We start from the raw sequence: 20,426 nt of genomic DNA on the forward strand, positions 1-20,426 counted from the left end.
ACGAAACCCGCGCCGACCGTTTGACCGGCGCGGGGGTAGGGGCATCAGAAGCGATAGGTAAACCCGGCCAGGAACCGGCGGCCATAGCTCTGATAGTCGATCACCTCGTCACGGCGACCGGCATTGGTGGTGACGAACGGGGTGTCGGTCAGGTTCTGGCCCTGCACGAAGATCGACAGGCCCTTGAACGTGCCCTCTTGGAAGTCATAGCCGATCTGGCCGTCGACGATGGTCTCGTCGATTGCGCGGCGGCGGACACGGTTGGCACCGAAGCCCGACAGCTCACCTACGAAGGTCGAGCGGTAACGGACCGAGCCACGGATGTTCAGGCCCCACTTCTCGAAAAAGGCGGTGCCGTTCGCCACCCAGCGGGAATAGCCGGGAATGTCCTCGGGCTCGCCACCGGGCGTCGGGGTGATCTCGGTCTTGGTGTAGGACCCGCCGCCGGTCAGGCCGAAGCCGTCGAGGAAGCCGACCAGCTGACCCAGCGGCAGCGTGCCCGCCAGCTCGACGCCGTAGATCTTGCCGCCGGTGCCGTTGATCGGGCGGGTGATGCGCCCTTGCGTCGGGATGCCCGCGGGCAGCGAGGCAGGCAGGGGTAGGCCGGTATAGTCGTAAGGCTGCTCAAGATTGTAAACGAAGCTCTTGAGATCCTTGTAGAAGCCTTGTGCCGCCAGATAGCCGCGCGTGCCGAAATATTTCTCCACAGTCACGTCGAACGAGTTCGAGCGGATCGGGCGCAGATACGGATTGCCGCCATTGCCCGAGATCAGGCCCTGCTGCGCATCGAAGCCATAGGACAGGGCGACGCGCATATCGTCGAAGCGTGGCCGCATCATCTGGCGCGCGGCGGCGACGCGGAACACCCAGTCGGTCGGCAGGCGCAGCGAAAGGTTGGCGCTGGGCAGGATGTCCCAATAATCGTCGCCTTGCGCGATGTTGGTATAGCCGGTGCCGTTATAGATCAGCCCGCGCGACTTCTGCTCGGTGCCGACCGCCTGCACGCCGATATTGCCGGTCAGCTCGGCCGCGCCCAGCTGCGCCTTCAGGTCCGCCTGGAGATAGGCGGTCATCAGATGCTCGGTGGTGGTGTACGCCTTGGCGGGCACGTCGGGGCTGGTGTTCGGGGTCAGCACGATCACGCCACCCGCGAGCAGCGCGCGCGGATCATAGCTGAGCATCGGCCCCAGACCCAGATAGGTCAGGTCGGTCGGCGTCTGTCGATATTGCTGGGGCAGCGGGGCGATGGTCGCACCGTTCGGCAGGGTGACGAACGACTCGTTGGGCGCCAGCGACTTGGCGTGATCGGTATAATTCAGGCCGAAGCGAAGCGCGCTGACGATCGGCGTCTCGACCTGGCGTTCGATCTCGACCCGGTATTGCTTGATCTCGTCGCGGATCTGGCGGTCGTTGAAATAGCCCGCCTGCCGCGTCGAGCCGCCCCAGCCCAGCGGATCGGTCAGCTGGATCAGGTTGGGGTCGGAATAGTTGAGCGTCGGCTGGAATACGGTGCCGTTGCGCCCCGTGGTGAAACCGATCGTGTCGGTCGCGCCGACGCCCTGGCGATAGCCGGTGCCGCTATAGGTCTCGAGCGTGATCTCGTCGCGATCGGTCTTGGAATAGCTGAGGTCGATGAACGCGCTCCAGCCGTCATCGCCCTTATATTTGCCGTTGTAACCGAACGAATAGAGCTTGGCCTTGCGCTGGAACGAGTCGTTGCGGACGACGCCCTCAACGCGGTTGAACGTGCCCGAGGTGACGAGGCCGTTATTGACCACCGCATTGGTCAGCGACGTGCCCGAACCCCATTGCAGCGGCAGTTCGATACCGCGCTTGATCTGGTCGTCGTCGAAGTCGGAATAGAAGCCGTCCAGCGTGCTGGTGAAACTGTCGCTCATCCGCCACTGTACCGTGCCCGATAGGCCGAGCCGCTTGAGCGTGGTCGAGGTGACGTAGGATTTCGAACCGCCGATGACGTCGACCGGCTGGCCGCCGACCGTCGTCTGCGCATAGCCCCAGGCATTGCCTTCCTGAATCTGGTACGGTTCGTTCAGATAGCTGGCCGACAGAGCGACGCCGATCGTGTCGTCGGCGAACTGGTCGACATAGGTTGCGCTGGCGCGGTAACCGAAGTCCTTCGAACCCGCATTCAGCTTGCCGATATCGGCATAGGTGCCGCGCGCGCCGACCGAGATCACGCGCTTGCCGTAATCGAGCGGACGGATGGTCTTCAGATCGACGGTGCCCGACAGGCCCTGGCCGATCAGCCCGGCATTGGCGGTCTTGTAGATCAGGACCTGATTGACGACTTCGGCCGGATACTGGTCATATTCGACGGCGCGGTTGTCGCCGGTCGACGTCTGCTCGCGGCCGTTCAACAGCGTGGTCGAGAAGTCGGGGGCGAAGCCGCGGATCGAAATGGCGTTGGAGCGCCCGTTGACCCGCTGCGACGTGACGCCGGGCAGGCGGGCGATGGACTCGGCGATCGAGGCGTCGGGCAGCTTGCCGATATCCTCGGCCGAGACGGACTCGACGACCAGATCGCGGTTCTTCTTTTCCGCGACGGCGTTTTCCAGCGCGGCGCGGAAGCCGGTGACGACGATATCGCCCGGTTCGGAATCCGCCTGCGCCTGCTCGGCGGCGGTGTCGGTCTGGGCATTGGTGGCGGGCGTGGGCACGACCGCGACGCTTTGCGCGAAGACCGGTGCGGCCACGATCATGGCCAGCGTGCTGACCCCGAGCTTCAGGAACGAGCGCGCGGCATCGGCCGGCGCCACAGGGCGAACCGTCATGAAATCCCCTCCAGGAAACCCCGTCATCGTTCAAAGGACGGGTATGGTTGTTGCCCCTCCTGTGAAATGCCGCGCGATGAAAAGGAATAATGCCGCATACGTATTCAATGCGGCCGGTTCGGCCTGTTGCATTATTACGACAGCACTTCGGCTTAACCCGCGTCATGAAAGCCGGTAAGCGAAGGGGAGAGGAGGAAGCACTGATTTGACCGGTCCGCGTAAGCCCACGTCGTTCGACATCGCGCAGATGGCGGGCGTATCGCAGCCGACGGTCAGTCGTGCGCTCCGGGGAAGCCCTTCGGTCAGCGCGGCCACGCGTGCCCGGATCGAGGCGATCGCCAAGACCCTGAACTATACGGTCGACCGCGCCGCATCGAACCTGCGCAGCGGGCAGACACGGACGCTGGCACTCCTCCTGTTCCGTGATCCCTCGCCGGGGCGAACGCTGATCAATCCCTTTTTCCTCGGCATGTTGGGCTCGATCATGGAGAGCTGTGCCGAGGTCGGGTACGATCTGCTCGTCTCGTTCCAGAACCCGACGAGCAACTGGCAGGCCGATTACGAAGACAGCCACCGCGCCGACGGGCTGATCCTGTTGGGTTATGGCGACTATGCCGCCTATCGCGAACAGCTGGAGACTTTGGTCGCGCGCGGCACCCATTTCGTGCGCTGGGGCTCGGTCGCGCCGGGGCAGCCGGGGCTGACCATCGGCTGCGACAATCATGCTGGCGCGCTGGCGGCGACACGACACCTGATAGCCCAAGGGCGCAAGCGCATCGCCTTCCTGGGCGATGCGACCGACCATTATCCCGAATTCCACGATCGCTATCGGGGTTATTGCGACGCCCTGTCCGAAGCAGGGCTGGCCTGCGACGCCGCGTTCCAGGTCGGTGCGATCTCCAGCGAGGAGGAAGGCGAACGTGCCGCGCGCGAGCTGCTGGCGCGAGGCAAACCATTCGACGGCATCATGGCGGCGAGCGACCTGATCGCGCTGGCCGCCATGCGCGTGCTGGCCGAGGCGGGCCTGCGCGTGCCCGCCGATGTCTCGCTGGTCGGGTTCGACGATATTCCGGCGGCGAGCTTCGCGCACCCGCCGCTGACCACCGTGGTGCAGGACGCGGCGGCGGCAGGGCGGTTGCTGGTCCGCGCACTGCTCGCCGAGATCGGGGGGACGGCACCGCCGCCCAATCTGCTGCCCGCCACCCTGGTCGTGCGCGGGTCCAGCGTCAGGCCATAATCACAACGATAACAAGATTTTGGGAGAGGTTATGGAGAAGCCGCGTCAGGGCTTTTGGGGGTTATGGAACACCTCGTTCGGCTTTTTCGGCATCCAGATCGGCTTTGCCCTGCAAAACGCCAATGTCAGCCGCATCTTCCAGTCGCTGGGTACCGCCGAGAAGGACCTGGCGTTCCTGTGGATCGCAGCGCCCCTGACCGGGCTGCTCGTCCAGCCGGTGATCGGTCACTATAGCGACCGGACCTGGGGTCGGTTCGGGCGGCGGCGGCCCTATTTCCTGGCCGGCGCCGTGCTGGCAACGCTGGCGCTGGTGGGTATGCCCAATGCAGGCGGGCTGCTGGCGGCGGCGATGCTGTTATGGCTGCTCGACGCTTCGCTCAACATTTCGATGGAGCCGTTCCGCGCCTTTGTCGGCGACATGCTCCCCAGCCACCAGCGGACGGCGGGCTATGCGTTCCAGACGGGGTTCATCGGCGCCGGGGCGGTACTGGGGTCACTGGCGCCGATGCTGCTGACCGATGTTTTCCATGTCGCGAATGTGGCGGTGCCGGGTGAGGTGCCGCCGTCGGTGCGCTATGGCTTTTACATCGGCGCGGCGGCGCTGTTCGTCGCGGTGCTGTGGACGGTCCTGACCACTCGCGAATATTCTCCGCAGCAACTGGCCGCCTTTGCCGAGAACGACGACGGGCAGGCCGTGCGAAGCGATGCGGCCCCGACCGACCGGATCGGCGCCGCGCCGCTCTGGATCGTCGCCGGTGCGCTGGTCGTGGCGGGCGTCGGCTGGCTGGGCCTGGACAAGCCGGTCTATCTGCTGGGCGGCGGGCTGATCGCTTTTGGACTGGCAAAGATCGCCAGTGCCGCACTGGTGCGGGGCGGGCGCAGCGGCAATGCGCTCAGCCAGATCCTCGCCGATCTGGCGGCGATGCCGGAGACCATGAAGCGGCTGGCGCTCGTCCAGTTCTTCACCTGGTCGGCGCTGTTCATCATGTGGATTTACACGACGCCGATCGTCGCCGAGCGGGTCTTCCATAGCAGCGATGCGAACAGTGCCGCGTTCAACGAGGGGGCGAACTGGGTCGGTGTGCTGTTTGCGGTCTATAGCGGGGTGGCGACGCTCTGGGCCTTTGCGCTGCCATCACTCGCCAAGGCGATCGGGCGGCGGAACACGCATATCCTGGGGCTGCTTTGCGGTGCCGCCGGGTTCGCCTCGTTTTTGGTGATCCGCGATGCATGGTGGCTGATGGCGTCGATGGTGCTGGTCGGCATCGCCTGGGCGTCGATCCTGACCATGCCCTATGCCATCCTGTCGGCCGCGCTACCTGCCAAAAAGCTTGGTATTTACATGGGCTTGTTCAACATCTTTATCGTGTTGCCGCAGCTGATCGTGTCCTCGATCATGGGGGCGGTGGTCGGGCATTTTTTCCCCGGCAACCTCGTCTGGGCGATGGCGGTCGCCGCCGGGGTGATGACGCTGGCCGCGATGGCGATGCTAAGGGTGGCGCGGGACGCTTGATCCTCCCCGGTACGGGGAGGGGGACTGCCGCGCAGCGGTGGTGGAGGGGGCGTGCCACCAAGGACATCCGTTGCGGAAGCCCCCCTCCGTCAGGCCTTCGGCCTGCCACCCCCCCCGAGCCGGGGAGGATTAGCGGGGCAAGGTGATCGTTGCCGCCAATCCGCCTTCGGGCCGGTTGGCGAGCCGAATATCGCCGCCCGCCTCGCGCACGATCGAGCGGGCGAGCGCTAGACCCAGGCCGACGCCGCCGGTCTCGCGATTGCGTGAGGTTTCCAGCCGGGTGAAGGGATCGAACACCGTCTCCAACTGATCCTCGGCAATGCCGGGTCCCTGGTCGGCGACGGTAATTGCGACATGCCCGGCCTTCGCGTCGATGCGGACATCGGCGGCGTGGCCATATTTGATCGCATTCTCGATCAGGTTGCGCACTGCGCGCCGCATCAGCGACGGTCGCAGCTTCAGCCTTAGCCGCCCGCCTTCCTCGAAACTGACATCCTGCCCCAGATCGTGGAAGTCGGCGACCACCGCATCGACCAGCGCGTTCAGGTCGACATCGGTTTCCGCCTCGCTGGGCCGCCCCATGCGGGCGAGCGAAAGGATATCCTCCAGCGTCTTGTTCATCTCGGCGACGGTGTCGGCCATGCGCAGCCGATCCTGCTCGTCCTCGACCGATTCGATGCGTACGCGGAGTGCGGCGAGCGGTGTGCGCAGATCATGCCCGATCGCGCCAAGCATCCGGTCCTTTTCCTCCAGCATCGCCGCGATCCGCAGGCGCAGCGCATTGAAAGCGGCGATCAGGCCGGACACGTCGAGCGGCCCCTGTTCGGGAATGGTCTCCGCCGGCGCACGCGGGTCGAACCGCTCGGCCGCACGGGTCAGGTCGCGCAAGGGGCGTGAAATCCGTCGCCCGATCCACAGCACCGGCAACAGGATGATGCCGTACAGAATCAGCGTCTGCGCGATCAGGCGCCAGACCAAGGTCATCTCGTCGCTCGGCCAGAAGGACCGCGTGACGAGCCAGCCGCCGCCCGTCCGCTCGACCGCGATCAGCAGCTCCATTGCCGGATGGCGGCGGCGGTCGAAACGACGGCGCGGCCAGTCGAAATCCTCGGGCTGGAACGGACGGACGCCGGTCACGACCCGCGCAACCGGATGCCCGAGTTCGACCAGCCCTTCGCGAATGAGGGCCTCCACTTCGGGCACGCGCGGCAGGTTGGGCCGGATCGGATTGGCCGCCGAGGCCCGGACCCGCCCGCGATCGGGGGGAAGTGGCTTGCCGCTCGCGGCCCGCTCGATCGCGTCGTTCAGCCGGGCGATGGCGGGGCCCGAGGTCTGTTCCAGGATCAGGCTACGGCGTTCGTGCAGGAGCAGGGTGAAGTTGATCGCCTGCGCCACGAACAGCGCGATGGCGAGCAGAACGGCCATCTGCGCCGCCAGCCGACGCGGCCAGAATCGCAGCCTCACGGCTCCAGGCTTCACAGGCGGGTGACTTCGGCGGCGAGCGTGTAGCCGCCGCCCCAGACGGTCTTGATGATCTCGGGCGACTTGGGGTCCGCCTCGATCTTGCGGCGCAGGCGGCTGACCTGATTGTCGATCGCCCGGTCGAAGGCCGCGGCCTCGCGCCCCTGGGTCAGGTCGAGCAGCTGGTCGCGGGTCAGCACCTGGCGCGGGCGGCTGACAAGCGCCAGCAGCAAATTGTACTCGCCGGTCGATAGCATCACCGACACGCCTTCGCGGTCGACCAGCGAGCGCTCGCCCGATTTCAGCACCCAGCCCGCAAAGGCATAGGAGCCGCTGTCGGGGGCATGATGGCGCGCGCCGCCCGCCTGGGTCCGGCGCAGCACGACCTTGGCGCGGGTCGCCAGTTCGCGCGGCGAAAAGGGCTTCACGACATAATCGTCCGCGCCCATCTCCAGCCCGACGATCCGGTCGGTTTCCTCGGCGCGGGCGGTCAGCAGGATGACGGGCACCTCGCTGGTCGCGGCGATATGGCGGCACAGGCTCAGGCCGTCCTCGCCGGGCATCATGATGTCCAGGATGACGAGGTCGATCGCATAGGCGGCCAGCCGCGTGCGCGCCGAGGCGGCATCGCCCGCCTGGGTGACGCGAAAACCCTGTTTGGTCAGATAGACGGCCAGCGGCTCGCGGATCGAACGCTCGTCATCGACGAGCAGCAAATGCGGCGTTTCGGACATGGGTTCGGGGTCTAGCATGGCGGGCGCGGGCCGCAAAAGGGACGGGGCACGAAGGAAACTAGGGGGAGAATGGCCCGTCCCTTCCGCTTGGCGGCTCAGTCGGCGTCGGTCTGGGACGGCTGCGGGGCGGAGGGATTCATCCCGCCGCCCCGGCGACCGCCCCAGCGCGGTGCGGCGGCGCGTTCGGCGGCATCGACCTTGCCGTCATGATTGGCGTCGAGACGGTCGAACATCGCGGCGGCGCGGGCGCGGAAGGCGTCGGCGGTGATCGGCTGGGGCGCGGGGCGGCCGGGGCGGTCGCGACCAGAGTGGCGCGCGGCGTGTTCGGCACGGCGCTGGTCGCGATAGGCGCGCATCTCTTCGGGCGTGACGGTGCCGTCGTGATTGGCGTCCATCGCGGCGAAGCGCTGGTCGGCGGCGGCCAGCGCGGCCGTGCGGGTAATGTTGCCGCCGGCGTCGGGCTGCACGCCCATCAGGCCGCCGCGCATGCCTCCGCCGGGCGGCGGCGGGGCATCGCTTTGCGCCTGGGCGGCGGTCGCGGTGAGCAGCGTCGCGCCCAGCAGCAGGGCGGGGGAAAGGCCGAACAGGGTCTTTCGCATGGATTGGGCATCCTCTCGGCGGCGAGGGGAAAGTCCCTGCCGAACGATGCTCCTTTTGCATCCCGGCTGTCCCCCGATCATGTCGGGTTCGCTCCGCTTTTGTCGCAAATTGTCCGCGTCAGCCCAGGAAACGATCGTCGAACATGCCGTAGAGGATGGTCGAGGCGTAGAGCGCGATGGCGTGGGGACGCTCCATCGTTCCGGCCCATTTGCGCATGTCGAAGGCGGCGTTCTGGATCGCCATCAGCGCCTGCGCGGCGATCAGAGCGTCCACCGCGCGGATCGATCCTTCGCCGACCCCATCCATGATGGTGCCCGCATAGCGCCGCGCGATCCGGTTGGAGCGATCGACCATCTGCGCGCGCACCTCGCCCGACAGGCTGGACAGCGCGCTGGTGCGGAGCAGCGGTCCGCGCTCGGCGAACTGAATGTCGAGCAGGGTCGCGATCGCGCTCGACAACCGGTGCCAGTGGCTGCCCCCGGCGGCGTCGGCCAGCTGCTGCGCGGCGGTGATCGTGTCGAAGCTGCGGCGATAACAGGCGGCGACCAGATCGTCCTTGGCATCGAGATGGTGGTAGAAGCTGCCCTTGGTGACGTTCAGTTCGGATGCGATGCGCTGTACGCTGGCGCCGCGATAGCCGAGCTGGTTGATGAGCCGCGTCGCCGCCAGCAGGAACGCCTCGCGCCCCGGCTCGCCGTCCCGCGCACCTGGCGCATCCATGTCGAGCATAGTGGGGTTCCAGGGCGACCCCGGAGCGGCGATGCCATGGGTCAGCACGTCGAGCAGCCGTTCCTCAACCCGGCCATATTGGTCGGGTTCGTAACGGTCGAGCCACATCGGCAGCCAGAAGGTATTCTCCAGCAACACATGCGCGCGCGCACCGTACAGGTCGGTATGCGCACGGCTGGGCGCGGGGCCCCACAGGCTGCGGGTGGCGCGGAAGACCTTCTGCCATCCGGCCATCAACTGGCCACGCAGCGGCTCCTCCATGGCGCGCAGGTCGGACAGCACGGCGAAGGGCGTTTCCTCGCCGCGTTCGATCCGCGCCAGCCGCGCCATGTTGATCGACAGATAGCGCGCGACGCGGGTTTGCGGCGTCGGCTCCTCGGCGGCCTCGGCCAGCATCTCCAGCAGCCGCTCCAGCGTATGCTCGAACGCCGCCGCCGCCAGGTCTTCCTTGCGACGGAAATAATAGGTGACGCTGGTGGTGTTCAGCCCGACCCGCCGCGCGACATCGGCAAAGGTCATACCCTTGGCCGATTGTTCGTTGATCACCTGTGCCGCCGCCGCCAGGATGGCGTCCCGCTTTTGCAGATAGCGGTCGGTATTGCGCGCTTCACCGACGGACGTCGCCGCCATGCCTTCCATCCCCTCCGTGTACCTCGGTCGCAGCGCGAGCGATCACCGGTGTTTAGAAGCGAAAGTCTTAACCGTCACTGTCATTTCATCGCCTTCCCGGTGGAAGTCGGCGAAATTGGCGGACGCTCTCCAAAAAGCGGTATGCCCGATCAGGTTTCTGGACGGGGGGCGCTGCGCAACCGGATCAGTCCCTCCTGTGCGACGCTGGCGACCAGACGGCCATCGGCGGCGAAGATACGGCCTCGGTTGAACCCGCGGGCGTGGCCCGCCCAAGGGCTGTCGGTCGTGTAGAGCAGCCATTCGTCGGCCCGGAACGGCTCGTGCAGCCAGAGCGCATGGTCGAGGCTGGCGGTCTGCATGTCATGGATCAGCCAGTTGATCCCATGCGGTAGCGTGGAGGTGCCGAGCAGCGCAAAGTCGCTGGCATAGGCCAGGATCGCCCGATGCAGCGCGGGATCGTCACCGATGGGCGCGACCAGCCGGAACCAGATCGCCTGGGCGGGCTCGCGCGGTTCGGGGGCGAGCAACTGGCGGGGATCGACCGTACGCAATTCGATGGGGCGCGGCCGTTCCAGAAAGGCACGGATGGGGGCGGGCACCTGTTCGCCCAGACTGTTCAGCAATTCGCGTTCGGAGGGCAGGGTATCGGGGGCGGGGACGTCGGGCATCGCATCCTGATGGTGCATCCCGTCCTCGGGCGTCTGGAACGAACAGGCGAGGTTCAGGATCGGCTTGCCCTTCTGCATCGCGATCACGCGGCGCGTCGCGAAGCTGCGCCCCTCGAAATCCCGCTCCACCCGATAGGTGATCGGGAAGCGCTCATCGCCCGGCCGCATGAAATAGGCGTGGAGCGAGTGCGCCACCTTGGGGGCCTCGGTCGATCGCTGCGCCGCCTGCAAAGCCTGGGCGATCACCTGTCCGCCGAAGACGCGGCCTTCGCCACCGGGCCGACGTGCGCCGCGATACAGGTCGATGTCGATTTCCTCGACGTCCAGCAGCGCGACCAGGCCCTGGGCCAGTTGTTCGGGAGAGAAACGGGGGCGGGGGTTGCGATCCATGCCGGGAGTGATGCTGTACGTTGACGTAAACGTCAACATTTGCCTGTCCTGTAGCCTTACCGGAAAAGGCTTTTATGCCGTAGGGGTGCTCGCTACACATAGCCTCGACGATCTGGCTGGGAGAAGGCGATGGACGGTTTGAACGAGGACGGCACGTCGGAGCGTGCCGAGCTGCACTTTCTGGCGGCGCTGACCGAGGAGCTGATGCGTCACCTGATGGAGGCCGGGGTGCTCAGCCGTACCCAGCTTCAGTCGATCGAAAATGCGGTGGCCGAGCGGACCGGCGGCATCCCCCGCGCCTGGTAAGGCGGCGTCTTTCCCGACATGACATAAACGTCATGCCAACGCGGCGTTAGCGGCTTTCCTGCATCCGGAAAGCCGCTAACGTGGCTGTCATGAGTGACGCGCAAGACCAGCTGGCCGACAAGGCCTTTCCCGCCGGTGATTCGATTCTGGGAACGCCATTGGGCATGGGGCCGCGCGATGCGGTGCGGATCGCGATGCGCCGCGACCGGCTGCTGGCCGGGCTCACCCTGACGGCGGGGGCGGGGTTCATCCTCGCCTTGCCCTTCGCGCTGCGCGAGGGGGCGGAATTCTTCCTGCCACTGACGACGGCGCTGGTCATTGCGATCGCGCTGGTCCCGATCCTGGAATGGCTGGAGCGGCGACGCGTACCCTCGGCGCTGGCCGCGCTGATGTGCGTCCTCCTGTTCCTGATCGTCGCCAATATCGCCTTGGCGGCAATCATTGTGCCCGCGACCGACTTCTTCCGTCTGCTGCCCAGCCGGATCGGGCGCATCCAGGACAATCTGGCGCCGCTGCTCGATCTCTATTCCAGCCTCGAGCGCTATGTGAACAAGGCGCTGCGGCAGGTCGCCTCCACCCCGATCCGCCAGCCGCAGACCGCGGCCGTCTCGCCCCCCAGCTCGATCCTGGAACTGGCGGCGACCTCGGCGCCGGGGCTGATCGTCCAGTTCCTGTTCGGCGTCCTCGTCGTCTTCTTCGTGCTGTCGGGCTGGACCCGGATGCGGCGCGAGACGATTCGCGGGCGGACCAGTTTCGACGGCGCGATGGCGACCGCACGGGTGATCCAGGAGGTCGTGGACGACGTCTCGGCCTATCTGGGCACCATCACCATCATCAACCTCGCGCTGGGCGGGGCGGTGGCGGGCGCGCTGTCGCTGTTCGGCATGCCCTATCCGCTGATGTGGGGCGGTATCGTCGCGCTGCTCAACTATATCCCCTATTTCGGGCCGGTGATCGGCGCGATGCTGCTGGCGGTCGGTGGCCTGATGACGTTCGGCGACATCTGGGTCGCGCTGGCCCCGCCCGCGATCATGTACGGGATGCACCTGATCGAGGCGAACCTGATCACCCCGCTGATCGTCGGGCATCGCCTGACCATCAGCCCGGTGCTGATCCTGGTCTCCCTGAGCTTCTGGGGATGGGTCTGGGGCACCACGGGTGCGCTGCTGGCCGTGCCGCTGCTCATCATCCTGCAAACCGTCCTGAAGGCGGCCGGAAAGCCCGACATCGCAGGCTTCCTGTTCGAGCATGGAACCCTCACCCATCTCGACCGCGACACCGACCCCGAGGACGTTCCGCAAGAAAAATGAAATGATGCGTTGACAGGTCCGGAACGCTCGCCTAGTTGGCGCGCCTCGACGCTTTCAGCGGGTGTAGCTCAGTTGGTTAGAGCGCCGGCCTGTCACGCCGGAGGTCGCGGGTTCGAGCCCCGTCACTCGCGCCATCCTCTCCGGAGAATGGCTGGAAAAATCGAAATCCCCACAGGGGGCCGATGCCGGTTTCGGTTGGCATCACATGGCTTTCAAGCGGGTGTAGCTCAGTTGGTTAGAGCGCCGGCCTGTCACGCCGGAGGTCGCGGGTTCGAGCCCCGTCACTCGCGCCATCCTTCGGGATGGCGCTTTTGTTTTCAGCACAGACATTGTTGGTTCGAAGGCGCGTCAGCGTTGGTCTGGGTGCCGATTGCGTGCCCCAAATCCCCCATGCCAAATACTCCCTACCTCCGTTCAGCCTGAGCGCAGTCGAAGGCCAGGGGAAGTCCTATCGCCGTCCGCCCTCCATCCAGCGCAGCAGGGGCTTCATCGGCGTGATCCACACGATCCCCGCCACGACATAGAAAACCAGCTGCAGCACCCAATGCCATTGTCCGACCACGCCGGACAGGCTGGCGACCAGCATCGCCCAGACGATGATGATCGCGACGATCAGCAGCATACCGGCGGGTTTGCGCCAACTGGGGGTCATGGGACGATCCATTCCGATTCGGTGGCGATGGCGTGGAGCGGCACGTCCCAGCTGTCGGGCACCAGTTCCTCGACTTCCTGGACGCTCCAGGCGATGCCGACGCGCCAGGCATCAGGGTTGGCCGCAAAAGCGCGGTCATAATGCCCTGCGCCCTGTCCCAGCCGATTTCCGCGTCGGTCGAAGCCGACAAGGGGCGTCAGGATGATGTCCGGGCGGCATTCGGGGGCGTCGGGGGCAGGCTGATGCAGTCCGAAGGCGCCGACATTCAGATCCTCGCCGTCCGCCCATGTCAGGAAGCGGATCGGGCTGGCGCGGTCGGTGACATGGGGCAGGGCGATCGTCGCCCCGGCATGCAGCGCCGCCTCGACCCACAGCGCCGGGTCCGCTTCCGCCCCCAGAGGGCGATAGGCTGCGATGATTTGATGGGGGAGCAGGCGGTCCAGAAAGGGCCGCGCCACCGGCAGAAGGCCGGGGCCATGCGCGTCGCGCAGCGCCCGCATCCGGGCGCGTAGGGCGCGCTTGTCCATCATGATGCGCGACGATGATCGGGGGAAGGGCGGGTGGCGGGACCGCCATGGCCGTTTGCCGTAATATCCACTGACGCCCAATACGTCAGGTGGGGACCATGTACGTCGGACCAGGGTCCGGGCAGGGACAGCCCCCTTGGATGAAGAATAGCCTCAGGGATTATCGTGGCTCGTACCGGGCAGAGCCCGCCGCCGACCCATGTAGGCGAGGGCTCTGCTTTACTCAAGGGCGGCTTTCCTCATCCAGCGCATCGGCCAGTCCTTCCAACCGTTCGGCGATGCGGGCGAGCGCGGCCTCGCTGACCGCCGCGCCGGCGGGCGGACGCCGCTCGGCCTCTTCCAGCGCATCGGCCAGCATCAGCGAGACGAACAGCAGCGCCCGTTCGCCATTATGGCCGCCCGAGGCCCGCAGCGCCGCCGACCAGCGCTGGTCGAGCATCTGGCCCAGCATGCGGACACGTGCTTCGCCGCCGTCCTGGCAATAGACGGTGTGGGGGCGGTCGCCGACCTGGATCGTCACTTCGGCCATCAGGCGACGCTCCCCCGGGTGATGACATCGTCGAGCGCGGTCACCGCCTCGGCCATGCGCGCCTTCAGCGCGGCGTGACGGCGGGCAAGCGCGTCTTCCTTGGTGGCGCGGTTTCGGATCGCCCCTTCGATGCGGGCGATGGCGCGGTCGATCCGCTCGACGGAGGAAAGGACGTCGTCGGCAATAGGTTCGGGCATGAAAGCGGCTTAGCAGGCTGGTTTCATGCGGCAACCCGGAATTGGACGATAGGGGGCGCTCGGGCGGTTGACAGACACTCGCGCGGCTCCGAAAGGCGTGGCGCGAACGGTGGAATCGTCGAAACGATCTCCATCCAACCGGGGGCGGTGCCGTCCATGGCACGGCCCGTAGAAGACAGGAGCTTGCTGGCATGACGGTCAAGGTTGCAATCAACGGTTTCGGCCGCATCGGTCGCCTGGTGGCGCGCGCGATCCTCGAGCGTGGCGGCGACGCGCTGGAACTCGTCGCGATCAACGATCTCGCCGACGCCAAGTCCAACGCCTGGCTGTTCAGCCGCGACAGCATCCATGGCCGCTATCCGGGCGAAGTGTCGGCCGAGGGCAACGACATCGTGATCGACGGCAAGCGCATCCGCGTCACCGCCGAGCGCGATCCGGCGAACCTGCCGCACAAGGAACTGGGCGTCGACCTGGTCCTGGAGTGCACCGGCTTCTTCACCGACAAGGCATCGTGCGAGAAGCATATCGCGGCGGGCGCCAAGAAGGTGCTGATCTCGGCGCCGGGCAAGAATGTCGACCTGACCGTCGTGTACGGCGTCAACCATGACAAGCTGACCGCCGACCACACCATCGTGTCGAACGCCTCGTGCACCACCAACTGCCTGGCGCCGGTCGCCAAGGTGCTGAACGATGCGATCGGCATCGAGCGCGGCCTGATGACCACGGTCCACGCCTATACCAACGACCAGAAGATCCTCGACCAGATCCACCCCGACCTGCGTCGTGCGCGCGCCGCCGCCATGTCGATGATCCCGACCACCACGGGTGCCGCCCGCGCGGTGGGCGAGGTTCTGCCCGAGCTGAAGGGCAAGCTGGACGGCTCGGCCATCCGCGTGCCGACCCCGGACGTCAGCCTGGTCGACCTGACCTTCACCCCGGCGCGCGACACGACCAAGGAAGAGGTCAACGCGATCCTGAAGGCCGCGTCGGAGAGCGAGGCGCTGAAGGGCGTGCTGGTCTACACCGACGAGCCGCTCGTCTCGATCGACCTGATGCACTCGCCGCAGTCCTCGACCGTCGACAGCCTGGAGACGGCGGTGATCGACGGCAAGCTGGTACGCGTCGTGTCTTGGTACGACAATGAATGGGGCTTCTCGAACCGCATGGTCGACACCGCGACCGCGATGGCGAAGTTCCTCTGATGAGCGAAGGGCGGGCGATGACCGGGCGTCTGGCCGGCATCGCCCGCCATGCCGTGCCGAAGGGGCCGATGGAGGTGATCGACACCGCCATCGTCACCCTGGAAGGCGGCGTGGAAGGCGATGTGCGCGGGCGGATCAAGCCCGGCGGTCGCGGGCGTCGGCAGGTCACGCTGATCGAGCGGGCCGACTGGGACGCGGCGCTGGCCGAGATCGGCCGTGACATCCCCTGGCAGGAGCGCCGTGCGAACCTGCTGGTCGAGGATTTCGACCTTCCCCAAATTCCGGGCACCCGACTGCGTATCGGGACTGTCCTTCTCCAAATCACCATGGAATGCGATCCATGCCACCGCATGGACGCAATCGCCGACGGATTGCAGGCGGCCCTGACCCCCGACTGGCGCGGCGGCGTATGTACCCGCGTGATCGAGGGCGGCACGATCCGTATCGGTGATAACATCAGGATCGAGGAATCATGACCAAGGCCTTCAAGACGCTCGACGATATGGGCGATGTCCAGGGCAAGCGCGTGCTGGTCCGCGAGGATCTGAACGTGCCGATGGCCGATGGCCGCGTCACCGACGACACCCGCCTGCGCGCGACGATCGCGACCGTGACCGAACTGGCCGACAAGGGCGCGATCGTCCTGATCCTTGCCCATTTCGGCCGCCCCAAGGGGCAGCGTAACCCCGAATTCTCGCTGGCGATGCTGACCCAACCGTATAGCGATGTGCTGGGCCGTCCGGTCCGCTTCATCGACGATGTCGCGGGCGAGGCGGCGGAGGCCGCCGTCGCGACGCTGAACCCCGGCGATATCGCGATCCTGGAAAACACCCGCTTCCATGCGGGCGAGGAAAAGAACGATCCGGAACTGGCGGCACAGATCGCCAAGCTGGGCAACCTGTACGTCAACGACGCCTTCTCGGCTGCGCACCGCGCGCACGTCTCGACCGAGGGGCTGGCACGCCAGCTTCCGGCCTTTGCGGGTCGCGCGATGGAGGCCGAACTCGACGCGCTGGAAAAGGCGCTGGGCAATCCCGAGCACCCGGTCGCGGCCGTCGTCGGCGGCGCCAAGGTCTCGACCAAGCTCGCCGTGCTCAAGCATCTGGTCGGCAAGGTCGATCACCTCATCATCGGCGGCGGCATGGCCAACACCTTCCTCGCCGCGCGCGGGGTCGATGTGGGCAAGTCGCTGTGCGAGCATGACCTGACCGGCACCGCCGAGGAAATCCTCGACGCCGCCGACAAGGCGGGCTGCACGGTCCACCTGCCGTACGACGTCGTGGTCGCCAAGGAATTCAAGCCGAACCCCGAGACGCGCACCGTTAACGTGCACGAAGTCGCCGGTGATGAGATGATCCTCGACCTCGGCCCCAATGCCGTCGAGGCGCTGGGCGATGTGCTGAAGAACTGTCGTACGCTGGTCTGGAACGGTCCGCTCGGCGCATTCGAGACGCCGCCCTTCGACATGGCGACCGTCGCGCTCGCCAAGACCGCGGCAGCGCTGACCCAGGACGGCAGCCTCGTCTCCGTCGCGGGTGGCGGCGATACCGTCGCTGCGCTTAACCAGGCGGGGGTGGGCACGCAGTTCACCTTCGTCTCGACCGCTGGCGGCGCGTTCCTGGAATGGATGGAAGGGCAGGACCTGCCCGGCGTCGCCGCGCTGACCGCCTGACGGCCGATCCATTCGGCGTGACAATCACCCCGTCGCCTTCCGGGCGGCGGGGTTTTTTCATGGGCGTCGAAATTGGTCAGACAGCCGCTTGATCCGCCGCGCCGGACTTGCTAGGTTAAACGCGTTAAACGAAGGAAGTGGCAATGCTCGGCGTCCGCCTCGATACCGAATTGGAAGAGCGGCTGGCGGCTGTCGCGCGCACCCAGGGGCGCAGCAAGAGCGACATCGCCCGCGAGGCCGTACGCCGCTATGTCGACCTGCATGACGAGGCGTATCGCCGCGAGGCGCGCCGTCAGTCGACCCGCGCGTCGAAGCGCGACACGCCCGAGGATTTTGCCTTTTGGAACAGGCTGGCCAAGGAGGATGCGGCGTGACGATTTCGCACGCCGCCATCGTGCTGGCGACGACCGGAGAAGGGGGCGACCATCGCCCGTTTCTGGTCGTCCAGTCGGATTTGTATAACGAGACGCACAACACCATCACCGTTTGCCCGATGACCTCGGTCGTCGGTGGCGAGGCGCTGTTCCGTGTCGCCTTTTCCCCGCGCGAGCATACCGGCCTGACCGTCGAGTGCGAAGTGCAGGTGGACAAGATTCTGTCCATCCCCCGCAACCATATCGTCAAAGTCATCGGCCATGCTTCCCCCACCCGGATGGAGCAGGTCGATCAGGCGCTGCGCCGCTGGCTGATGCTCTGATCCCTTTATAGCCCGACACCAATCTGGAGAGACATGATGACCCCGACCGTGAAGGCCATTCTCGACAAATATGAAGGCACGCCCGCCGCGGTGAAGGCGAACCTGGCCCGCATCTTGATGCAGGGCAAGCTGGGCGGCACCGGCAAGCTGATCATCCTGCCCGTCGACCAGGGGTTCGAGCACGGCCCGGCGCGCAGCTTCGCGGTCAACCCGCCCGCCTATGACCCGCATTACCATTTCCAGCTGGCGATCGACGCCGGGCTGTCGGCCTATGCCGCGCCGCTGGGCATGCTGGAGGCCGGGGCCGATACCTTCGCGGGCCAGATCCCGACCATCCTGAAGATCAACAGCTCGAACAGCTGGGGCACCTCGATCACCCAGGCCGTGACGGGCAGCGTGCAGGACGCGGTGCGGCTGGGCTGCGCGGCGATCGGCTTTACCATCTATCCGGGCTCGGACGGCATTTTCGACGCGATGGACCAGATCGCGATCCTGTCCGCCGAAGCGCGCGAGGCGGGTCTCGCCACCGTCATCTGGAGCTATCCGCGCGGCGGCAAGCTGACCAAGGACGGCGAGCTGGCGCTCGACGTCGGCGCCTATGCCGCGCACATGGCCGCGCTGCTCGGTGCCCACATCATCAAGGTGAAGCTGCCCAGCGACCATATCGAACAGGCCGAAGCTAAGAAGGTCTATGAAGGCACCGACTGGTCGAACCAGGCCGACCGGGTGCGCCATGTGGTGCAGTCCAGCTTCGCGGGCCGCCGTATCGTCGTCTTCTCGGGCGGCGCGGCCAAGGGGGCCGATGCCGTCTATCAGGACGCGCGCGACATTCGTGACGGTGGCGGCAACGGCTCGATCATCGGCCGCAACACCTTCCAGCGTCCGCGTGACGAGGCGCTGGCGATGCTCGACAAGCTGATCGCGATCTACAAGAACGAAGAATAAGTTCTTGCTAGGGTTGGGCGTTCCGGTTGGGGAACCGGGACGCCCATTCCTTATCCGCTCGCCATAGGTGACGGAGGCCGCGTCAGGCGCTAGGGGAGGGGCCATGACGCTTGATGACGATCCCCTCGGCCCGCTCGATCCCAATTTCGCGGCAGCCTTTACCCGCGACGTGCGGCGCCCGCCCTGCCAGCTTTACCTGATCTCGCCGCTCGACGTGACCGGCGGTTTCGCCGACCGTCTCGCGCGTGCGCTCGATGCCGGGCCGGTCGCGGCCTTCCAGTTCCGCGTCAAGGACATGGATCAGCACACCGCCGCCAAACTGGCCGAGCCGCTTCAGCGTATCTGTGCCGACCGCGAGGTCGCCTTCATCGTCAATGACAGCATCAGCCTGGCCAAGCGGCTGGGTGCGGACGGTGTGCATCTAGGGCAGGAAGACGGCGACGCCCGCGAGGCGCGCGATGTGCTCGGCCCCACGGTGCAGATCGGCGTGACCTGCCACGACAGCCGTCACCTGGCGATGGAAGCGGGCGAGGCGGGCGCGGACTATGTCGCGTTCGGCGCCTTCTACCCCACCGCCACCAAGGAAACCAAGCATCGGCCCGAGCCGGTCGTCCTGTCCTGGTGGTCGGCCCTGTTCGAACTGCCCTGTGTCGCGATCGGTGGGATCACCCCCGCCAACGCCGCGCCTTTGGTCAAGGCGGGGGCGGACTTCCTGGCGGTGTCGGGCGCGGTGTGGAACGGCGACGAGGCGGCGGCGATTAAGGCCTTTGCCGAGCTGCTGGGCTGAGCCTTTCCCCGGTCTATCCGTTCCGCTTAGGAAACAAGCGCGGGGCGCCGCGTTTAACCTGTGATCGATCCACGGGTTAAGGAGCGAGCGTGAAGAGACTGGCAATCGCCCTTGTCGGCGGCGTGGCCATGGCGCTGGTGGCGGTCGGCACCCATCCGGCATCGGACGGACTGCACGGCAATCTGTCACGACAGGCCGCCGTCGACGCGCCATCGGTGCCGACGCGATGAGACGTGGCGGGGGCAGGGGGCCGCTGTCGCGTTTCGGTTGGGTGATGCTGGGCCTGATCGTGGTTGCGGTCGGCGGTTTCCTGTCGATGCTGTCCTTCGGGCCCGGCGAAGTCGTCGTGCCGGATGTCGCGGCACCGGCCAGACAGGCGGCGGCGGGCAGTTCGGCATCGCTCGCCATGCCGATCGCCGATTATCCGGTTTCCTCGCTGCGTCACGACTGGGGCGATCCGCGCGAAGGTGGCCAGCGCAAGCATCAGGGGCTCGACCTGATGGCGCCGGGCGGAACGCCGGTCGTCGCCGCCCTGTCCGGCACGGTCGAAAAGCTCTTCGACAGCGATCGCGGCGGCCATACCGTTTATATCCGCTCGCCCGATCGCCGCTGGATGCTCTATTACGCGCATCTGAAGGGCTATGCGCCGGGACTGGCCGAAGGGCAGCAGGTCCGTCAGGGCCAGCTCGTCGGTTATGTCGGCGACAGCGGCAATGCGGGGGCGGGCAACACCCATCTGCATTTCGCGGTCAGCTGGATGCGCGCCGGGGATCGCTGGTATCAGGGCGAGCCGGTCGACCCCTATCCGCTGCTTGCCGGAAAGACCGCTTCGCGTTAAAGCGGCCGAC

23 protein-coding genes and 2 tRNA genes are annotated in these 20,426 nt (G+C 66.5%); 15 read left to right on the plus strand and 10 right to left on the minus strand.

Translation table 11 applies throughout. The annotated features are described in order from the left end of the window. Positions 1–44: 44 nt before the first annotated feature. A complete protein-coding gene (locus tag GGQ89_RS11335; protein WP_184105869.1) occupies positions 45–2,792 on the minus strand; it encodes a TonB-dependent receptor in 2,748 nt (915 codons plus the stop codon). Positions 2,793–2,997: 205 nt separating this feature from the next. On the opposite strand from GGQ89_RS11335, the gene GGQ89_RS11340 reads away from it, so the two are divergent. Beyond that, positions 2,998–4,029, plus strand: coding sequence for a LacI family DNA-binding transcriptional regulator (locus GGQ89_RS11340; RefSeq protein ID WP_184105870.1), 1,032 nt, complete (start codon positions 2,998–3,000; stop codon positions 4,027–4,029). A 31-nt stretch (positions 4,030–4,060) separates the two neighbouring features. Further along, positions 4,061–5,542, plus strand: coding sequence for an MFS transporter (locus GGQ89_RS11345; RefSeq protein WP_184105871.1), 1,482 nt, complete (start codon positions 4,061–4,063; stop codon positions 5,540–5,542). A 129-nt stretch (positions 5,543–5,671) separates the two neighbouring features. Here the strand turns inward: GGQ89_RS11345 and GGQ89_RS11350 are convergent, their stop codons facing one another. The 5 genes from GGQ89_RS11350 to GGQ89_RS11370 all read right to left on the minus strand — a co-directional run bounded on the left by GGQ89_RS11350 (position 5,672) and on the right by GGQ89_RS11370 (position 10,754). After that, complete coding sequence (locus tag GGQ89_RS11350) at positions 5,672–6,967, minus strand: HAMP domain-containing sensor histidine kinase (protein WP_083706781.1); 1,296 nt, start codon at positions 6,965–6,967, stop codon at positions 5,672–5,674. Between the two features lie 50 nt (positions 6,968–7,017). Beyond that, a complete protein-coding gene (locus GGQ89_RS11355; RefSeq protein ID WP_056438153.1) occupies positions 7,018–7,737 on the minus strand; it encodes a response regulator in 720 nt (239 codons plus the stop codon). Positions 7,738–7,832: 95 nt separating this feature from the next. Further along, positions 7,833–8,336 (minus strand): EF-hand domain-containing protein, encoded by a 504-nt coding sequence (locus GGQ89_RS11360; RefSeq protein WP_240456372.1) that lies wholly within the window; start codon positions 8,334–8,336, stop codon positions 7,833–7,835. A gap of 118 nt (positions 8,337–8,454) precedes the next feature. After that, on the minus strand, positions 8,455–9,696 hold the full coding sequence (locus GGQ89_RS11365; RefSeq protein WP_184105872.1) for a TetR/AcrR family transcriptional regulator: 1,242 nt from the start codon (positions 9,694–9,696) through the stop codon (positions 8,455–8,457). A gap of 149 nt (positions 9,697–9,845) precedes the next feature. Further along, positions 9,846–10,754 (minus strand): acyl-CoA thioesterase, encoded by a 909-nt coding sequence (locus GGQ89_RS11370; protein ID WP_184105873.1) that lies wholly within the window; start codon positions 10,752–10,754, stop codon positions 9,846–9,848. Positions 10,755–10,883: 129 nt separating this feature from the next. Here GGQ89_RS11370 and GGQ89_RS11375 point away from each other — a divergent pair, with 129 nt between their 5' ends. The 4 genes from GGQ89_RS11375 (at position 10,884) to GGQ89_RS11390 (ending at position 12,663) form a co-directional block, all read left to right on the plus strand. Continuing rightward, positions 10,884–11,060: a hypothetical protein gene (locus GGQ89_RS11375; protein WP_167334663.1), complete on the plus strand. Its 177-nt coding sequence runs from the start codon at positions 10,884–10,886 to the stop codon at positions 11,058–11,060. A gap of 164 nt (positions 11,061–11,224) precedes the next feature. Further along, positions 11,225–12,370 (plus strand): AI-2E family transporter, encoded by a 1,146-nt coding sequence (locus GGQ89_RS11380; RefSeq protein ID WP_236697135.1) that lies wholly within the window; start codon positions 11,225–11,227, stop codon positions 12,368–12,370. 57 nt (positions 12,371–12,427) lie between these two features. Then, positions 12,428–12,504 (plus strand) — tRNA-Asp (locus GGQ89_RS11385). Between the two features lie 82 nt (positions 12,505–12,586). Further along, a tRNA-Asp gene (locus GGQ89_RS11390) sits at positions 12,587–12,663 on the plus strand. Positions 12,664–12,818: 155 nt separating this feature from the next. On the opposite strand, the gene GGQ89_RS11395 is transcribed toward GGQ89_RS11390, so the two are convergent. From GGQ89_RS11395 to GGQ89_RS11410, 4 genes are all read right to left on the minus strand, one after another. Further along, a complete protein-coding gene (locus GGQ89_RS11395; protein ID WP_076716699.1) occupies positions 12,819–13,022 on the minus strand; it encodes a DUF2842 domain-containing protein in 204 nt (67 codons plus the stop codon). Next, positions 13,019–13,552, minus strand: a complete 534-nt coding sequence (locus tag GGQ89_RS11400; protein ID WP_184105874.1) for a 5-formyltetrahydrofolate cyclo-ligase — start codon at positions 13,550–13,552, stop codon at positions 13,019–13,021. The genes GGQ89_RS11395 and GGQ89_RS11400 overlap by 4 nt, the downstream gene beginning before the upstream one ends. 220 nt (positions 13,553–13,772) lie before the next feature. Further along, positions 13,773–14,078, minus strand: a complete 306-nt coding sequence (locus tag GGQ89_RS11405) for a cell division protein ZapA (RefSeq protein ID WP_056438138.1) — start codon at positions 14,076–14,078, stop codon at positions 13,773–13,775. Continuing rightward, positions 14,078–14,275 carry a hypothetical protein gene (locus GGQ89_RS11410; RefSeq protein WP_184105875.1) on the minus strand — a complete coding sequence of 66 codons (198 nt, stop codon included), beginning with the start codon at positions 14,273–14,275 and terminating at the stop codon, positions 14,078–14,080. Before GGQ89_RS11410 ends, GGQ89_RS11405 begins: the two co-directional genes overlap by 1 nt. Positions 14,276–14,466: 191 nt before the next feature. Between GGQ89_RS11410 and gap the strand changes: the two genes are divergently transcribed. The 9 genes from gap (at position 14,467) to GGQ89_RS11455 (ending at position 20,416) form a co-directional block, all read left to right on the plus strand. Continuing rightward, a complete protein-coding gene (gene gap, locus GGQ89_RS11415) occupies positions 14,467–15,477 on the plus strand; it encodes a type I glyceraldehyde-3-phosphate dehydrogenase (RefSeq protein ID WP_056438132.1) in 1,011 nt (336 codons plus the stop codon). Next, positions 15,477–15,953, plus strand: coding sequence for an MOSC domain-containing protein (locus GGQ89_RS11420; RefSeq protein WP_240456371.1), 477 nt, complete (start codon positions 15,477–15,479; stop codon positions 15,951–15,953). Before gap ends, GGQ89_RS11420 begins: the two co-directional genes overlap by 1 nt. After that, positions 15,950–17,149: a phosphoglycerate kinase gene (locus GGQ89_RS11425; RefSeq protein WP_184105876.1), complete on the plus strand. Its 1,200-nt coding sequence runs from the start codon at positions 15,950–15,952 to the stop codon at positions 17,147–17,149. The genes GGQ89_RS11420 and GGQ89_RS11425 overlap by 4 nt, the downstream gene beginning before the upstream one ends. Positions 17,150–17,292: 143 nt before the next feature. After that, complete coding sequence (gene relB / locus GGQ89_RS11430) at positions 17,293–17,523, plus strand: type II toxin-antitoxin system RelB family antitoxin (protein ID WP_056438126.1); 231 nt, start codon at positions 17,293–17,295, stop codon at positions 17,521–17,523. Continuing rightward, complete coding sequence (locus GGQ89_RS11435; protein WP_184105877.1) at positions 17,520–17,846, plus strand: type II toxin-antitoxin system PemK/MazF family toxin; 327 nt, start codon at positions 17,520–17,522, stop codon at positions 17,844–17,846. Before relB ends, GGQ89_RS11435 begins: the two co-directional genes overlap by 4 nt. A 36-nt stretch (positions 17,847–17,882) precedes the next feature. After that, positions 17,883–18,791, plus strand: coding sequence for a class I fructose-bisphosphate aldolase (locus GGQ89_RS11440; RefSeq protein ID WP_056438469.1), 909 nt, complete (start codon positions 17,883–17,885; stop codon positions 18,789–18,791). A gap of 103 nt (positions 18,792–18,894) precedes the next feature. Further along, positions 18,895–19,578 (plus strand): thiamine phosphate synthase, encoded by a 684-nt coding sequence (gene thiE / locus GGQ89_RS11445; RefSeq protein WP_184105878.1) that lies wholly within the window; start codon positions 18,895–18,897, stop codon positions 19,576–19,578. Positions 19,579–19,667: 89 nt separating this feature from the next. Beyond that, on the plus strand, positions 19,668–19,808 hold the full coding sequence (locus tag GGQ89_RS11450) for a hypothetical protein (protein ID WP_184105879.1): 141 nt from the start codon (positions 19,668–19,670) through the stop codon (positions 19,806–19,808). Between the two features lie 44 nt (positions 19,809–19,852). Continuing rightward, positions 19,853–20,416, plus strand: coding sequence for a M23 family metallopeptidase (locus GGQ89_RS11455; protein ID WP_244955782.1), 564 nt, complete (start codon positions 19,853–19,855; stop codon positions 20,414–20,416). The last annotated feature ends 10 nt before the right edge of the window (positions 20,417–20,426 follow it).

Source organism: Sphingomonas yabuuchiae, assembly GCF_014199595.1.
GTDB lineage: Bacteria > Pseudomonadota > Alphaproteobacteria > Sphingomonadales > Sphingomonadaceae > Sphingomonas > Sphingomonas yabuuchiae.